The sequence below is a fragment of the Streptacidiphilus rugosus AM-16 genome (assembly GCF_000744655.1).
Lineage (GTDB): Bacteria > Actinomycetota > Actinomycetes > Streptomycetales > Streptomycetaceae > Streptacidiphilus > Streptacidiphilus rugosus.
Window position 1 is genome coordinate 85,316 of sequence record NZ_JQMJ01000003.1, and the last position, 16,020, is coordinate 101,335.

Below are 16,020 nucleotides of genomic sequence, written 5' to 3' on the forward strand. Positions count from 1 at the left end.
TTGACCGTACCCATCGTGAACCTGCTGAAGGCAGGCGTGCTCTACCAGAGCGACGTGCCCGCGATCTGGGACCAGCTCACAGCCCACCAAGCAGCCATCGGTGACTACCTGCGTGTGATCGGCCTGGACGTCGTGGTCGACCGTGCCGAAGGCTATGCCTACACGCGCCAGCTCGACCCGGATACCCGCGATGACGGCGTGACCGTACCGCGGTTGGTGACACGCCACCGGCTCTCTTTCCCCGTCAGCTTGATGCTCGCCCTCCTGCGTGGGCGACTGGCGGAGAGCGATGCCACCTCATCGGACCCCCGTCTTCTTCTGACTCGTGACGACCTCGTGGAAATGGTCCGTAGTTTCCTCCCTCCTCGCAGCAACGAGGCACACCTGGTCGACCAGATCGACAGCAACATCAAGAAGTTGTGCGAGCTCAAGGTGCTCCGCCAGACCAAGCAGCCGGGCTTGTTCGAGGTACGGCGCCACATCAAGGCCCTGGTGGACGCCCAGGTTCTCAACGACTTCAACGAGCTGCTCGCCACCTACCGCGGCACCATCGCGACGCCGGAGGACAACGAATGAGCCTCATCTCCTCGGAACTGCCCCTCATCCCGCAGCAGTCAGGTCCAAGCGACGACACCCTCGGCATCGGCCCCGGCTTCCGGCTCACCCGCCTGGAGGTGCTGAACTGGGGGACCTTCCACCGCAGCATCTGGTCTTTCACCGTCGACGGGCGAAGCGCTCTGTTGACGGGCGGCGTCGGATCCGGCAAGTCGACACTGGTGGACGCGATGACCACCCTCCTGCTCCCAGCTCACAAGATCGCGTACAACAAGGCTGCCGGCGCCGAGGCAAAGGAACGGGATCTGCGCTCGTACGTGCTGGGCCACTACAAGAACGAGCGGGTCGAGGCGACCAACAGCACCCGTCCGGTCGGGCTGCGCAACGCCTCCTCGTACAGCGTGATCCTTGGCGTGTTCAGTAACTACGTGCTCGATACCCACGTCACACTCGCTCAGGTCTTCTGGGTTCCCGACGCCAACACCGGGCAACCCGACCGGTTCTACGTCACGGCCGACACCCCGATGTCAATCGACGCCGACTTCACCGGCTTCGGCACCGACATCGCAGATCTGCGCCGACGCCTGAAGCAGAGGAAGGCGACGGTCTATGGTCACTACCCGCAGTACGGAAAGGCCCTGCGTCGCAACCTCGGTATCCCCAGTGATCAGGCTCTCGACCTGTTCCACCAAACGGTCTCGATGAAGGCCGTCGGGAGCCTCGACGAGTTCGTGCGAGACCGGATGCTCGAGCCCTTCGACGCACGAGCAGCGGTCGACAAGATCGTCGCGCACTTCGACGCGCTGACCGCCAGCCACGCCGAGGTGGTCCGGGCCAGGGAGATGATCGACGGGCTCGGGCCGATCGTGGATGCCTGCGAGCGGTGCGACGGCATCCAGCGAGACATCACGATGCTGCAGCAACGCCGTGAGGTCCTACCGGTGTTCTTCGCCCAACATCGACGCCGGCTTCTGGATCTACTCAGCCAGGACCTGAAGTCGCGGATCACCGAGCTCGCCGATCAGCAGACGGGCCGTGAGTCGGAACTGGAGCGGCTCCGCGACTCCGCTGACACCTTGCGCCGCCGCATCGACGGTGCCGGCGGCGAGAAGTTGGTGGAACTGGATGCCCGGATTAAGGAACTTGGCCGCGACCGCGAGCGGCGTCGCGATCAGGCTTCCAAGTACGACGGCTGGCTTGGTCAAGCCAGCCTGGCACCCGTCATCGATGCGGTGTCGTTCCGTGAACGCTCCGACCAGATCGCCCAGGTCCGAGCTCGGATCGAGCAGCAGGAGCAGCAAGCGCGCGAGGAACTCGATGCCCTTGCCGTGCAGCGAGACAAGAACAACACGGCAACGCAGGAACTCCGGAGGGAGATCACCAGCCTGCAGAGTCAGCGCTCCAGCATCCCCTCGCGGCTGCTGAGCCTGCGCCAGGACCTCGCCGCCGCTCTTGAGGTCGTCGCCGACGAACTTCCCTTTGCCGGTGAGCTCATCCAGGTCCGCGATGACGAGGCGGCATGGGCTGGCGCCGCTGAGCGTGTCCTGCGCGGCTTCGCCCTGTCCCTCCTCGTACCCGAAGTCCACTACGAGAAGGCCTCGGCCTGGGTGAACGGCAGACACCTGGGATTGCGGCTGGTGTACTACAAGGTCCCGGCCCACACACCGGCACAGGAACCGCCGAACGATCGCGACCTGCTTCTGGGCAAGCTCGAACTCAAAGACGACTGCTGGGCCCACGACTGGCTCGCCATGCAACTGCGGAACCGAGCCGACTACCTGTGTGCTGCGGATCTGGACACATTCACCCGTTCCTCTCGCCCCGCGGTCACGAGGCAAGGTCTGGTCAAGGGCGGGGGTGGTCGCCACGAGAAGAACGACGCCTCCCGCATCGACGATCGCAGCTCCTGGGTGCTCGGCTGGTCCAACCAGGCCAAGCTGGAGGCGCTCCTTGCGGAAGCGGCCAGCTTGACCAAGGAGAGCGCGGCGATCACCACCCGCACAGCAGAGCTGAAAGAACAGCAGAAGGGTCGCGAGAGGATCAGCTCGGCCGTGACGCTCCTCGCCAACATCAGCGAGTACGTTGAACTCGACTGGCAGGCGTGTGTCACTGAACTTGAGCAGGCCGAGACGCAGAAGAAGGCGCTTGTGGCGGAGGCCGGCCTGGACAGGCTCACAGCCGAGCTGAAAGACACCAACGCCAGTATCAGCCACTACGACAAGCTCGTGCGCACTGGCCTGGAGGCACTTGGTGGCCTTCGACGTGACAGCGAGGACGTCGCATCTCAGCTGAAGCAGGCCGAGGGTTTCATTGAACGGGCCGACGTCGAAGCGGTCGCCAAGCACGAGAGCGCGCTGAGGCTCTTTCTGCCGTCCCCGGTCGCAGACGTACAAGTCCACTTGGACCTGCTGAAAACGGCGGAGACCGAGGCCCCGGCAAAGCTGAGTCGTGATCTCGATGGGCGAAGCGACGCCCTTCGGCGCGCTGCGAGCCAGGCCACCTCGAAGATGACAGCATTCCGAAGCACCTACCCCCAGTACACAAACGATCTCGACGCTTCCCTGGAGTCCGCAGCCGGATATCGCGCGCTCCACAGCCAACTGGTCAGCGACGACCTACCGCGATTCGAGGCCCAGTTCCTGCTGTACCTGCGCACCAACGTCATTCGAGACATCGCGTCCTTCCAGGCCAACCTCCTCAAGCAGGAACAGGAGATCAGCGAGCGTATCGAGCTCATCAACACCTCGCTGGCGGGCATCGACTACAACCCCGGCCGGTACGTCCGGCTCAACGCCGCGCCCACCACCAATGTGGAGATCCGCGACTTCCGCCAGAGCCTTCGCGAGTGCACGAGCGATGTGCTGGCCACCGAGACCGACGACGCTTACACCGAGGAGAAATTCCTTCAAGTGAAGCGACTCCTCGACCGCTTCAAGGGCCGGCCGGAGCACACCCGTATGGACGCCGACTGGACGGCCCGCGTCACCGACGTACGTCGCTGGTTCACCTTTTCGGCGAGCGAGCACAGCCGGGCCGACGGTGCCGAGCACGAGGTCTACTCCGACTCCGGCGGCAAGTCCGGCGGGCAGAAGGAAAAGCTCGCCTACACCATCCTCGCCGCTTCGCTCGCCTACCAGTTCCGCATCGACCCGCAGGCCAAGAAGCCCAAGACCTTCCACTTCGTCGTCATCGACGAAGCGTTCGGACGGGGAGACGACGCCTCGGCCCACTTCGCCTTGGACCTCTTCCACCGCCTCGGACTCCAACTCCTCGTGGTCACCCCTTTGCAGAAGCTGCACGTCATCGAGCCCCACGTCACGCGCGTCGGCTACGTCGACCGTCCCGACAAGATCCGTTCGCGGCTGACCACGCTCACCATCGAGGAGTTCCGCGCCCACAAATCGTCCCGCCAGCCGGCTCCTCACTCCGAGGCCCAGCAGTGACCCGAACCCAGTGGACGACCCCGGACCAGGTCGTCGAAGTACTCCGTCGTAAATGGGACGGCGGCCGGTTCCTCACCGAAGCCACCCAAGGACTTCCGTTCGAGCCCATCCGTATTCCACTCAAAGGCCCTGCCGCAGCCGACGTCATCAGCCATTTCGACAAGGCGCTGGCCTGGGCCCAGTCCTGGGCCGCCAGCCGACATCCCCACCTGCGCATCCAGACCAAGACCGTCAGAGGACGCGGAAACACTCCGACGAATACCATCCCTGACCGGGCCTGGATCGACACCCGCGAGAACCTCTGGGCCCTTCTCAGCGTCGACACGCAGGTCGACCTGTTCCACACCCTTCACTCCCGGGCAATCGACCACAATCAGGACCTCGCCCAGTGGATGGCCACTCATCCCATGAAGGTCCTCCAAGCCCATGCCCACTGGCAGCGCGTCGTCGACACTGTCTGCTGGATCCGCGACCACGTCACCAACCCGATCTACTTGCGGCAGATCGACATCCCGGGCGTCGACACCAAGTTCATCGAGACCAACAAGGGGCTCCTCAGCGAGATCCTCGACGTCGTCCTGCCCGCGAGCCGGATCAATGCCGACGCGCCAAGGACGGATTTCGCCGCGCGCTACGGCTTCCTCAGCAAGCCCGTCTATGTACGGCTGCGCTACCTAGCCGACCAGCCGGGCCCATTCAGCGAACTCATCGTTCGGGCCGATGAGCTGACCGCCCAGCCCTCCGGCGTCCGCCGCGTCTTCGTGCTCGAAAACGAGATCACCTACCTGTCGCTTCCTCCCGTGCCGAATGCCATCGCCATCCTCGGCTCCGGCTACGCCGCCACACTCCTGCGCCATCTGCCGTGGCTTGCCGACGTCGATCTCAGGTACTGGGGGGACATCGACACGCACGGCTTCGCCATCCTGAGCCAGGTCCGCCGCCATTTCCCGCACACCCGATCGCTACTCATGGATCGGAGCACTCTGTTGACCCACAAGTCGCACTGGGGCGAGGAGAAGACCCAGACCATCGAAACGCCCGACCATCTCACGCCGGACGAGAGCGAACTGGAACGGGATCTGCGAATGGGCACCTACCAGCCGCGCCTTCGCCTCGAACAGGAGCGCATCCCGATCAGCACTGTCGAACGGGCTCTTGCGGGGCCGTGACGGAGTCGCTCCGACCTGCACCGGAGTGGTCGTGACCGACCTGTGCCCGGCAGGACCCGTCTGCTGACGGGTCCTGCCGGGCACAGGGTATGTCTAGGAGAGCGCCTCCCCGAGGCGGCTCAGGGCCTTGAGGCGCTCGGCGAGGGAGGCGTGCGCGTAGACCTTCATGGTCACGCCGACGTCGCTGTGGCCGGCGATCTCCCGAACGATGTGCGGGGGCACGCCGAGGTCGAGCAGCAGGGTGATGCAGGTGTGGCGGAGGTCGTGGAAGCGGAGGTCGTCCAGGCCCAGGCGACCGCGGACCGCGTGCCAGCTGCGGCGCAGGTTGTCCGGCTCGTACGGGGTGCCGATCCGGGACGGGAAGACGAGGTCGTTCTCCTGCCAGTCCATGCCGGCGGCGGCGCGCTCGACGGCCTGACGCTCCCGGTGGTCCACCAGGGCGGCGAGGACCGGCGCGGGCAGCGGCAGGGTGCGCTCGGAGGACAGCGTCTTGGGCAGGACGAGTCGCAGCTCGCCGTCGACCCGCTGGAGGTTGGTGCTCACCGTGAGGGTGCCGCGCTCCAGGTCGACCGAACTCCAGCGCAGACCGAGCAGCTCGCCCCGGCGCATGCCGAGCATCAGCGCGAACACGTAGAGGGTGTGCAGGCGGTGGCCGCTCAGCTCCTTGAGCACAAGCTTGGCCTGAGCGGTGGTCAGGCCCTTTCCGATCCGATAGTCGGGCGTGGGGACCTTCACGAGCTTGGCCACGTTCTTGTGGATCAGCTCCTCTCGGACGGCATGCTCCAGCGCGTTGCGGAGCACGGCGTGCACGGACTGGATCATCCGCGCGGACAGCAGCCGCTTGCAGCACTCACCTGCGGCACAGCAGATCGGCTTGGGCCGCTGCGCGTCCCAGCCGCCCTTGCAGCACTGGCACTCGGCGCGCACCCGGTTCAGCCAGACCCGGACCTCCTGGGCCCGCAGGTCGCGCAGCCGCTTGGTGCCGAGGCCGGGTATGAGGTGGACGCGGACCACGCTCTCGTAGCCCTGGTAGGTCTTGGGCCGGCGGTTGGGCAGGACCTCCTCGGCGAGCCAGTAGTTGAGGTACTGGCCGACGTTGGAGTCGGTGTCGGGCAGCGGGATGCCGTTGATAGCGTCGGCCTGCAGCTCGACGAGGGCGTTGTGGACCTCGTCCCAGGTCTTGCCGTAGATGGAGACCCGCTTGCGGAGGCCGGAGGTGGTGATCACGTACGCGCGGCCGTGGTAGCGGCCGTCCTTGCGAAGGGTGATGCTGCCCGCGCCGTTGGGGTTGCGCTTGGCCATCAGGCCGCCACCTCCGCGAGCTCGGCGACGAACGTACGCACGGCGGCAACCGGGACGCGGCGGGAACGGCCGATGGTCACCGAGGGCAGACGGCGGGTGCGGATGAGGTCGTAGACGGTGGAGCGGCCGAGCTGGAGCTGGGCCATGACGTCCGGGATGGTGAGCAGGAGCTGCTCGTGCGGGGCCGTGGGGTCGGCCGCGCCGGCCGGAGCGGCGACAGGTACCGAGACGAGGACCGGACCGCCGAGCGAGCCAGCGGCTTCGGCGGAGGTGAGCGACGGCGGCGCTGAGACCTTCGGCGAAGCAACGATCGAGAGTGCCATGCTAGGGACAGGACCCTTCAGTTGGCGGGCGCGCGAGCGCCCAGGTGCGGAGGGATCTGGCCCGGCAGGGGCGAAGGTTTGGCGACTGGACGCCTCTGCCGGGAACAGGAGAGAAGTCCCGACCGGCCCGATGCGGGGCGGCGGGTGACTGGGAAGAAGCTGTCGGCCCGAAGGCAGCACCGGGAAGTGGTCACCGGCGACAGCGTGGATGGACCGTCAGATCGGTCTGAGGGCCGCACTCGCGGCGGGCATGGCAGGTACGGCGAGACGGCCGAGGATGACCTCGGCCTGCGCCGGGCCAGTGGCAGTCTGGCCGACGGCATGGCGACGCGTGGACAGCACGCGGTTCCTTCCCCGGTGGTTGGTGGGCGGCAACCCGGCACCGTGGTTGATCGTCGTGGATGGGCGTTTCACGCGGTTGGTAGCCGCAGTGGGGTGTGACAGTAGCTCTGGATTCCGGCCGCACCAAATGGCACGGCGACGGCCGAGGGGTGCTCGGGCGGTCGGCCCGGAACGGGCTCGTTACTGGGCGGTCTCCGAGGACTCCAGGTAGGCGAATTCATCAGGCAGCGCGGGGGGCACGACCTCCAGTTCGCGCATGCGAGCACGCCAGTTGCGGAGCGACTGGATGTCTCGTGCGTGAATCCTGTCGAGCTCGGCGACCATGTCGAGGAACTTCGCCCGGTGCTCGGGATCTCTGGCCAGGGCCGCCTCGCGGCGCTTCTCCTCGCCCAGCTCGCGGCTGAGCATCGCGACCGAGACGAGGATGCCGTGTTCGCGGAACATGTTGAGCACGGTCTGCGTGGGCGCCTTCATCGCCTCCTCCCGCGACTCACCAGTCACCCAGGCCACCGCGTCCCACATCGACACTTCCCGCCCCGGCAGCACCTCGATGGTGGGCGCGGTGCCGAGGGGGAAGAGCATGGTGATCGGGGGCACGCCGAGGACCTCTGCAAGGACGAGAAGCTCGGCCACATCGACACTCGCCCGCCGGCCGCTCTCGAGGTTGGCGATCACAGTGCGTGGGATCGGGTACCCGAGCGCGGCGCAAGCGTCGGTGACGTCCTGGGCGCTCAGGCCGAGCTCCTTGCGCCGAGCTCGAAGAGCATCGGCGACGCGGGCTGTCACCTTGGACGGCCAGTCGGTCTGTGTCATGGATGCAAAATTAGCTCCGATTGTGTGTCGCCGCAAGTCCGTGGTAGGGATTGGGGCATCGACTCCTGACCTGCCGGACGAGGTGATCCCATGACTACACAGGAAGACCGGCCTGCTGTGTTGCAAGCCGAAGCCGAGTTCCCCAGACCTTCGCGCGGTGGCGCCTTCCGTCGCGCCGGCGCGTAGCCGAGCGGGCTCGCGCCCAAGCGCTGCCGGGAGACCGTGTCGAGCAGCCTCGCGACACCGGGCGGACCGCCCTGTCTGCCGTGAGCGGATGGGGCCACTTCGCGTTGGATCTTCGAGGGGGCTCGACATAGTGTCGAGCTCGCGCCGCCAAGCGGACGGTCGCTTCAACATCCTCTGCGCGGCTGGCAGTTGACCAGATCTGCTGCGGCCTCACCGAAGAGGCCACCCACCTACACCGAGGCCCTCGGTGCTACCAACACCGAGGGCCTCCACGGATCCCCTAACCGCCCATCCACGACGATCGACCGCGGTGACCGGATTGCCGTCCGAAATGTCACCGGGGAAGGAATCTCCGTGCCCAAGCGTACGACGCCGCGTGCCGCCAGCGCACGCCTTGTCTCGCACGCCTTCTCCCCGAAGGCGGGGTGGTAGGCCATGGCGCGCATCCGCACCATCAAGCCCGAGTACCCCGTCTCCGAAGACCTCGCCTCGGTCTCCCTGACCGCCGAGCGCACGTTCGTCTGCCTGCTCACCCAGGCCGACGACGAGGGACGCCACCGCGACAACGCGGCCGTCCTCAACGGCGCCCTGTGGTCGCTGCGGCCCGAGCACACCGCGCTCGACACCGAGGACGAGCTTCGCCAACTCGCCGAGACCGGCCTCATCTGCCGGTACACCGGCTGCGACGGGCGCCAGTACCTGCACGCCACCAAGTGGCACGAGCACCAGAAGATCTCCCACCCCACCCCCTCGCGCCTGCCCGCCTGCCCCGTCCACGAGCCCGCGGGCTGGTGCGGAAAGTGCAAGGCCAAGGGCAAGGGCTGCGCGCGCCCGGCTCCGGAGAACTTCCGGAGCCTTCCGGAACCGCTCGCGGCGCTCGCGGAGACCGTCCCCGCCCAACGGCCCTTCTCGGCCGACGTCGATCCCACCCCCGCAGCGGCCCGGCCAGTGCCCAATGTGGCAGATCCGAGCGAAAGTGCAGGTCAGACGGCTTGTCCGGAGTCCCTTCGGAGGGCTCTGGAGAACGTCGTGCCTGGACCATGGACCTTGGACCATGGATCTACCCCTGAAGGGGGCGGCTTCGCCGCGCCCATCCCGGCACCCTCGTCGGCAGCACCTGACCGGGTCGGCCCGGTCCTGGTCGCCGTGCCCACCGGCAAGCCGTCAGTGAACGCGGGCGACCTGGTGGCCGAGTACGTCGCCGGCTGCCCGAAGCCGGTACCGGCCAAGGTGCGGGGGCACCTCGGCAAGGTCATCAAGGAGCTGCTCGACGGCGGCACCGGCGACGACGACATCCGTGCCGGGCTGCGGCTGTACGCGGCGAAGCCGATGAGCCCGAGCGTGCTGCCGAGCATGGTCCACGAGGCGATCAACGCCCAGCCCGCCGCGCCCTCCCACGCCGGGCAGAGCGCTGCCCGGTCCCCGTACCGGCCCTTCGCCAACCCGGCCGACGCCCGCGACTACTACGAGGGGGACCTGTGACCAGCCTGCCCAACCCCCGCCGCGCGGACGAGCGTCGCGACCCGCAGCCGGCCTCCGGCGCTGTCCTGCGCCTGGAGCGGATGCTGGCCGCCAAGGGCATCGACCCTGACCGGCCACTGGCCGACGCCGACCAGCCCTCCACGGCGCTGGAGCTCGCCGACCGCCGCATCCCCCCGCGCTACCGCCTCGCCGAAGCCGACCACCCGGAGGTCACCACCTGGGTCCAGCAGGTCACCCTGGCCTGCCGACCCGGCCCCGGCGGCACCCCGGGCATCGCCCAGGGGCCCTCGCTCCTGATCGCCGGACCCACCGGCTCGGGCAAGACCCACCAGGCGTACGGCGCAATCCGCAGCCTGCTGAAGGCCGGTGTGCGTCTGCGCTGGACCAAGCTCACCGCCACCGAGCTGTACGCCTCCCAGCGGCCCCGCCAGGGCGCGGACCTCGAGCGGGAGATGCGCGATCTGATGGCCTGCTCGCTGCTGGTCCTCGACGACCTCGGCGCCGCCAAGGCGTCCGAGTGGACCGAGGAGCTCACGCTGCGGCTGGTCGACCACCGCTACGAGCACCTGCTCCCGACGATCTTCACCACCAACCTGGCGCCCGGCGACATCAAGAACGCCCTCGGCGACCGCACCGCCTCCCGCCTCGCGGAGATGTGCGAACGCGCGATTCTCACCGGCGCCGACCGCCGCAGGCGAAGCGCAGCCTGACCGGCGCCGGTTCCCCGCGCACCCCGGCCTCCCCGAACTGAACCCCACCACCGCCTTGCCGCTTCGGCACGCCCGCCTGCGGCGAGGCCACCCCTGGAGCACCACCGTTGACCAGCATCGCAATACCCCCTGCCCACACTCCGACCGTCCGGGTCACCCTCTGGGACCGCCTCGCCGTCGCCCTGCTCGGCGTCCTCGGCTTCGTCCTGTCCTACGACGCCCTGCGGCAGATGGCCGGCGCGACCCACGTGCGCGGACCGCTCACCTACCTCTTCCCGATCATCATCGACGGCTTCATCGCCTACGGCGTCCGAGCCCTGCTCGTCCTACGCGAGGCCCGCTGGCCCGCCCGCGCCTACGCCTGGACGCTCTTCGCCGGAGCGACCGCCACCAGCGTCTGGGCCAACGCCCTGCACGCCGTCCGCCTCAACCAACTGCCCACCACCGGCAGCGGGCTGAGGCTCACCGACACCGTCGTCGGTGTTCTGTCCACCCTCGCCCCGCTCGCCCTCGGCGGCGCCGTCCACCTCTACATCCTCATCGCCCGCCACGGCCACGACACCCCAACCGGTCCCGCTGAGCAGAACGCCCTTCCGCACACCGAGACTTCTGCCGACCTGGTGACCGCCGACCCCGAGCCGGAGTTCCAGCCGGAACGGGCGGAGGACCGCAGCGACGAGAACGCGCTCCTGACGCTCATGTCCGCAGCTGGACTTCTGCCCGCAGAGTGGCGCGACGCGCTGCCCGATCCCGAACCGGCAGAAGCCGACGACCGACCGGCCGATGCCCCGGACACCCGGGCCGAAGCCGCCGAAGGCGCCGCCGGGGCGGAGAGCAAGCCGATCGGGCGTCCGCCGGGCGCGCCGATGGAGCGGCTGCTGGAGGTGGGCCGCGCGGCGGTCGCCGCTGAGGGCCGTCTCACCCGCGCGATCGTCGAAAAGGCCGTGCGCGAAGCCGGCCTTCCGCTCGGCAGTACCCGCCTCACCGAGCTGATGCGAAAGCTCCGCGAGGAGCAACCCGACGAACAGAACCCTCCGCACCCCGAGGTCGGCTGACCGGTCCTGGTGTCCGGTTGTCCGGCCCGGTCGGTCAGCCGGACACCGACTTCTGCCGACCCACGGCCGCACTCAGCAGAAGGCCACCTCCGCCCGGTCACTGCACCCGGCCGGACTCGACTCGCACCGCGGACACCAGTCCCATGCGGCAGTCGGTCCCGGGAAGGCCGCGCCTGACACGTCGCCCATACCTGCGAACTCCGGCGCGGCCAAACCGGCAACCACCCGGACACTGCCCACCCGTACTCCCACCAGCCCGAATCGCCAGCCGCCACCGAGGAACGACACGCGTGAACGCCGTCCGACGAACCCTGCACAGCCTGCTCGGGAAGCCTGTAAGCTCCCAGGACCGCACCGGAGTTGACCGCCTCCCTGCCCCTGGCGGAGCAAGCGAGTGCGTACGGGGCCCCTACGGGGCCCCGTACGCGGACGTCCCCGCCCAGGAGGGCGTGGACGGGCCGGTGCTGCCGAGGGCGGCAGCACCGGAGCTTCACCGCGAGGGCGCGGCGAAGCAGGAGAAGCCCACCGACACGCCGTCCGAGCCCGCCGCCGACGCCGCCGACGTGCTGACGCCCCCCGTTGCCAGCCCTTCCGCGAGCGCCGCCCGCCGCGCACAGCGCGCCCCGAAGCGTCGCCGCCGTGACCCCGATAACCCCTTGCCGAAGAAGGTCGGCTTCCGCTGCACCGAAGCCCAGAAGGCGCGTATCGAGCAGTTGGCCGCCGCAGCCGAACTGAACGTTGCCGCCTACCTGGAGCGCCGGGCTCTGGCCGATGACTTCGTCGGCATCACCACCCGCGACGAGCGTCTGGAGCGGGCCATCGTGGCGCTCGACGCGGCACGCGGCCAGCTGGCGCCGGTCGGCAACAACGCTAACCAGATCGCCTACCGGCTCAACGCCGGCATCGGCGTCGAACCGGGCCCTGCGGCAGCCGTCCTCGACAGGGCCCTGGCCCTGGTCGTCGAGGTCCGGGCGGCCGTCGCGGAGGTCGACTCGTCGGCCATGCGCCTGGCGAAGGCGAAGCACCGATGATCAGCAAGCCCATACGCGGGTCCAAGACGCACGGCGCGCTCAAGTACCTCTTCGGTCCAGGCAAGGCCAACGAGCACACCGATGCGCATATCGTCGCTTCCTGGGGCGGCTTCGCGCCCGATCCCGGCCGCGACCCGGGCGACCCCGATGCCATCCTCGTCCAGCTGCGCGACGCGCTCGACCTGCACGTGGTCCGCTACGGCAAGCCGGTCACCCAGCACGTCTACCACCGGCCCGTGCGGGCGGACCCGACCGACCGCATCCTCAGCGACGAGGAGTGGGGCACCATCGCCCGCCGGATCGTGGCCGCCTCCGGGATCGCACCGGACGGCGACCGGAACGGCTGCCGCTGGATCGCCGTGCGCCACGCCGACGACCACATCCACATCCTCGCGACCGTTGTGCGGGCGGACCTCACGCAGGCCCGCCTGCGCGGTGACCAGTACCGCGTCGAGACCGAACTCACGAAGATCGAACGCGAGTACGGGCTCAAGAACCTCTCCGACACCCGCACCCGCGAATACCGGGACGCGATCCCCAAGCGCGCCAAGGGCGCGGAGTTGCACAAGGCCCAGCGCCTCGGCCGGGAAGGCACCGACCGCGACCGGCTGCGAACCGCCGTACGCCAGGCCCTGGCCGGGGCCGCGGACGAGGAGGAGTTCACTGCCCGGCTCGCTGCCAAGGGTGTGCTCCTTGCCGTGCGCCGCGCGCCGTCCGGCGACGTGACCGGCTACAAGTTCGCCCTCCCCACCGGCGACGAGAGCGCGCCGATCTGGTTCTCCGGCAGCAAGCTCGCCTCCGACCTCACCCAGCCGAAGATCCAGGCCCGCTTCGCGCTCGGCGTCGACGAACCCGCCTTCCCCACGCCCGACCCCCGCACCTGGCCCGCTGACGGCCGCCACCGGGCCAGCACCACCATCGAACGCGCCTACCCGGCCTTCGAGGACGACCAGGACGCCGCCCGCGCGGAGGCAGTAATCCGAGGCGGCCTCGAAGTCCTCGACACGCTCGCCGCCACCAGCCCAACCCTCAGCAGGAAGGAACTCCACCAGGCAGCACGGGCCCTGGAGTACACCCGCACCGCCCACACCCGCGCCGCCGGTGCCGACCTGCGCGCGATGCGCTCCGCCGCCCGCGAACTCCTCTACGCCGGACCCGCCACCGGCCGGGGCGAGGACGGCACGGCTGCCGCCACGGCCCTGACCAGCCTCGTCCTGCTCGCCATCATGATCGCCAAGTGGCACGCCGCCCAAGGCCACCGCCACCAGGCCGACGCCGCCCGCACGGCGGCCGACCACCTTCGCGCCGCCTACACCCGGCACGCGGCCAAGCCGATCGCCCACCTCACCCTCGAAGGCCGACTCCTCCCAAAGCCCGACCACGACCGGCAGGCCGACGCCGTCCGCCGCACCCTGCCCGCCGACCAGGCCACCCGCCTCCTCGCCGAGGAGAACTGGGCAGCCCTCGCCGCCACCCTCGCCCAGGCCGAAGCCGCCGGCCACAACCCGGCCACCCTGCTCACCAACGCCGCCGGGCGCCGCGAACTCGCCACCGCCGACTCACCCGCCGCCGTCCTCACCTGGCGCATCCGCCGCGACGCCAACCTCCCCGCCCCCGCACCGGCCGCCACCCCCGACGAACTGCGCACCAGGGCAGCCCGCGCCCGCACGACCAACCGCACCAACGGCACACCGGCTACCACGGCCATCACACCGCCGACGCCGGTCGCACCCGACCAGGTGCGCCGAACGCGCTGACCACCCAGGTGGGCGGGTACGGAGCCTCCGCACCCGCCCACCACCCCCCCCAATCCCGCCCAGCACGGACGTCACCCGCCAGCCGCTGGCGAAAGCAGGACCAGCCAACGAAGCGGACCGCCGCGAGGAATCCGGCGTGGCCGGAGCGCCACAACTGACCTGTAGCAAGGTGACGGTGTCGATTCGATGTCCTTCTCGCTGGGAGGGATCCATTCCGACAGCGCACGTCGTATGGTCCCTTGCTGCCCCGCTGCCAACCCGAAGGGACCGCATGACCGACTACGACCACGACTTCTACAACCCCACCCCCGAACCCGCGCGTGCCGTCATCCGCGCCGTCCCGCACCCCGCCGAGCTCAACCCGCGCGGCTTCAGCATCACCTGCACCGGCTGCGGCGCCCGCCGCGACTGGCTCCTCCTCGCCGTCCACGACCAGATCTTCGTCCGCTGCCGCTGCGCCCACGAATGGCGCGAGCCCGACCTCACCCGCGCCGACTTCGACGAGCACTACACCGAACCCGAGCACGAGTGGGACGACTTCGACACCGCCATGAGAGCCCTCGCCTTCGACGGGATGATGGCCGGAGCGATCTGGAACGAGTAGGCCGAACTGGTGCGGGGACGCCACCGAACCGGTGGCGCCCCCGCGGCGAGCATGTCCGGCGGCGAGATCAACCGAGGGACGCGCCGTCCAGGTATGCCTGCACGGGCTCGAAGATCCCGTAGGGCACGTACGCGGGGATCTCAGCAGGAGAGACCCAGGCAAGCTCGGCTACTTCGTCGGGAGCCGCTACCTGCGCCTCCCCGGTCTGGGCCGCGCAGGCTACGTAGAACAGCCGCCGCCCGGTCTTCGGGTGGATACGGTCGCCCAGGAGCCTGACGGCTACCACGCTCAGGCCCGTTTCCTCCCGGGTCTCACGGACGGCGGCCTGCAACGGCGTCTCCCCGGCCTCGATCTTGCCGGCCGGGAACTGCCAGGACAGCTCCCCCTCGCTGACCAGGCGCCGCACCATCAGCACGCGGCCCTTGTGAACCACGATCGCAGCGGCGATACCGGGCACCCTGTCGGACGTCTGCGTCACGCCTACTCCTTCCGCGAGAGGTGGCGCCGAGATCGGAGCATCGGTGGCTCCTTTCAGGAAAGGATCTCGCGTCCGAGTACCGCTTCGACCGCGCGTTCGTGAACGAGCCCGGCCCGGACGAGGCGTGCGTCAGCGGTCGAGCAGTCGATGATCGTCAGGTGGTTGGCGGCCGGGCAGACACCGCCGTCCAGGATCACGGTCGCCTTGACGCCCGTGAGGCTCAGGAAGTCGGCGACCTCCTCGGGCGAGATCGCTGGCCCGCGCGCGTCGATGCCCGCATCCCCGGAGATGTTGACAGTGGTCGCGGCGATGGGCGTGCGGGTCAGCGAGGCCAGCATCCCGAGTGGGCCCGGGGAGTTGGTGACGAGGGCCGGAGTACCGACGGCAGAGTGCCGAGCGCCCTCGTCGGCGTCACGCCACGGCAGGAGGAGGGCCAGATCGCCCGGCCAGAATGCCTCCGCCAGCCTGCGGGCCTCGTCGGAGATCACGAAGCGTTGTTCGCAGTCCGCCAGGGACGGGGTGACGAGGACGAGGGACTTGGCGGCGGGCCGCCGCTTGCCTTCGAAGATGCTCCGGCAGGCGGGCGCGTTGGTGGCGTCGGCACAGATCATGTACCACCGCGAGGTGGGGACGATGACCAGCTCGCCGGCTTCGAGGGCGCTGGCGGCTCGGTCGAGCTGGTCGGTTGGGATCTGCTGCATGAACACTCCGCTTTCAAGATCGGCGAGTTGGATCAGGTCTGGCTCGGCAGTAGTGCTTCCAGCGGCTGT

General features: G+C 69.1%; 14 protein-coding genes. 9 read left to right on the forward strand and 5 right to left on the reverse strand.

All coding sequences use genetic code 11. The features are described 5' to 3' along the window. Positions 1-15 precede the first annotated feature (15 nt). From BS83_RS03760 to BS83_RS03770, 3 genes are read left to right on the forward strand one after another with little or no spacing between them, the layout of a single operon-like run. Positions 16-576 (forward strand): DUF4194 domain-containing protein, encoded by a 561-nt coding sequence (locus BS83_RS03760; protein WP_232248039.1) that lies wholly within the window; start codon positions 16-18, stop codon positions 574-576. Beyond that, positions 573-3,998: an ATP-binding protein gene (locus tag BS83_RS03765; protein ID WP_051942574.1), complete on the forward strand. Its 3,426-nt coding sequence runs from the start codon at positions 573-575 to the stop codon at positions 3,996-3,998. The genes BS83_RS03760 and BS83_RS03765 overlap by 4 nt, the downstream gene beginning before the upstream one ends. Next, positions 3,995-5,167, forward strand: coding sequence for a Wadjet anti-phage system protein JetD domain-containing protein (locus BS83_RS03770; RefSeq protein ID WP_037600948.1), 1,173 nt, complete (start codon positions 3,995-3,997; stop codon positions 5,165-5,167). Before BS83_RS03765 ends, BS83_RS03770 begins: the two co-directional genes overlap by 4 nt. 93 nt (positions 5,168-5,260) lie before the next feature. Here BS83_RS03770 and BS83_RS03775 read toward each other — a convergent pair whose 3' ends face one another. The 3 genes from BS83_RS03775 to BS83_RS46270 form a co-directional block, all read right to left on the reverse strand. Next, the gene (locus BS83_RS03775) at positions 5,261-6,469 is read right to left on the reverse strand and encodes a tyrosine-type recombinase/integrase (protein ID WP_037600951.1); all 1,209 of its coding nucleotides are present in this window, start codon (positions 6,467-6,469) and stop codon (positions 5,261-5,263) included. Then, complete coding sequence (locus BS83_RS47205) at positions 6,469-6,636, reverse strand: helix-turn-helix domain-containing protein (RefSeq protein WP_037602464.1); 168 nt, start codon at positions 6,634-6,636, stop codon at positions 6,469-6,471. The genes BS83_RS03775 and BS83_RS47205 overlap by 1 nt, the downstream gene beginning before the upstream one ends. Before the next feature lie 678 nt (positions 6,637-7,314). Beyond that, on the reverse strand, positions 7,315-7,947 hold the full coding sequence (locus BS83_RS46270) for a helix-turn-helix domain-containing protein (RefSeq protein ID WP_037600953.1): 633 nt from the start codon (positions 7,945-7,947) through the stop codon (positions 7,315-7,317). A gap of 621 nt (positions 7,948-8,568) precedes the next feature. Between BS83_RS46270 and BS83_RS03790 the strand changes: the two genes are divergently transcribed. The 6 genes from BS83_RS03790 (at position 8,569) to BS83_RS41345 (ending at position 14,772) form a co-directional block, all read left to right on the forward strand. Then, a complete protein-coding gene (locus BS83_RS03790; protein WP_037600956.1) occupies positions 8,569-9,615 on the forward strand; it encodes a hypothetical protein in 1,047 nt (348 codons plus the stop codon). A gap of 80 nt (positions 9,616-9,695) precedes the next feature. Further along, entirely contained in the window at positions 9,696-10,325 is a 630-nt protein-coding gene (locus tag BS83_RS03795; RefSeq protein ID WP_051942807.1) for an ATP-binding protein, read from the forward strand. A gap of 107 nt (positions 10,326-10,432) precedes the next feature. Then, positions 10,433-11,380: a DUF2637 domain-containing protein gene (locus tag BS83_RS03800; RefSeq protein ID WP_051942575.1), complete on the forward strand. Its 948-nt coding sequence runs from the start codon at positions 10,433-10,435 to the stop codon at positions 11,378-11,380. Positions 11,381-11,670: 290 nt separating this feature from the next. Further along, on the forward strand, positions 11,671-12,411 hold the full coding sequence (locus BS83_RS03805; RefSeq protein WP_157596886.1) for a plasmid mobilization protein: 741 nt from the start codon (positions 11,671-11,673) through the stop codon (positions 12,409-12,411). Further along, entirely contained in the window at positions 12,408-14,168 is a 1,761-nt protein-coding gene (locus BS83_RS48215) for a relaxase family protein (protein WP_037600959.1), read from the forward strand. The genes BS83_RS03805 and BS83_RS48215 overlap by 4 nt, the downstream gene beginning before the upstream one ends. 271 nt (positions 14,169-14,439) lie before the next feature. Next, the gene (locus BS83_RS41345; protein WP_051942577.1) at positions 14,440-14,772 is read left to right on the forward strand and encodes a hypothetical protein; all 333 of its coding nucleotides are present in this window, start codon (positions 14,440-14,442) and stop codon (positions 14,770-14,772) included. Positions 14,773-14,839: 67 nt separating this feature from the next. Here the strand turns inward: BS83_RS41345 and BS83_RS03820 are convergent, their stop codons facing one another. Together BS83_RS03820 and BS83_RS03825 are read right to left on the reverse strand one after the other, a co-directional pair. Beyond that, entirely contained in the window at positions 14,840-15,250 is a 411-nt protein-coding gene (locus tag BS83_RS03820) for an NUDIX hydrolase (protein ID WP_037600962.1), read from the reverse strand. A 53-nt stretch (positions 15,251-15,303) separates the two neighbouring features. After that, entirely contained in the window at positions 15,304-15,951 is a 648-nt protein-coding gene (locus tag BS83_RS03825) for an L-threonylcarbamoyladenylate synthase (protein ID WP_037602476.1), read from the reverse strand. Between the last annotated feature and the right edge of the window lie 69 nt (positions 15,952-16,020).

What these genes read in the sequence shown, in the direction of transcription:
- BS83_RS03765 (WP_051942574.1), top strand. Translation starts at nt 573, where the DNA reads ATGAGCCTCATCTCCTCGGAACTGCCCCTCATCCCGCAGCAGTCAGGT.
- BS83_RS03775 (WP_037600951.1), bottom strand. Translation starts at nt 6,469, where the DNA reads ATGGCCAAGCGCAACCCCAACGGCGCGGGCAGCATCACCCTTCGCAAG.
- BS83_RS46270 (WP_037600953.1), bottom strand. Translation starts at nt 7,947, where the DNA reads ATGACACAGACCGACTGGCCGTCCAAGGTGACAGCCCGCGTCGCCGAT.
- BS83_RS03790 (WP_037600956.1), top strand. Translation starts at nt 8,569, where the DNA reads ATGGCGCGCATCCGCACCATCAAGCCCGAGTACCCCGTCTCCGAAGAC.
- BS83_RS03795 (WP_051942807.1), top strand. Translation starts at nt 9,696, where the DNA reads ATGCTGGCCGCCAAGGGCATCGACCCTGACCGGCCACTGGCCGACGCC.
- BS83_RS48215 (WP_037600959.1), top strand. Translation starts at nt 12,408, where the DNA reads ATGATCAGCAAGCCCATACGCGGGTCCAAGACGCACGGCGCGCTCAAG.
- BS83_RS41345 (WP_051942577.1), top strand. Translation starts at nt 14,440, where the DNA reads ATGACCGACTACGACCACGACTTCTACAACCCCACCCCCGAACCCGCG.
- BS83_RS03825 (WP_037602476.1), bottom strand. Translation starts at nt 15,951, where the DNA reads ATGCAGCAGATCCCAACCGACCAGCTCGACCGAGCCGCCAGCGCCCTC.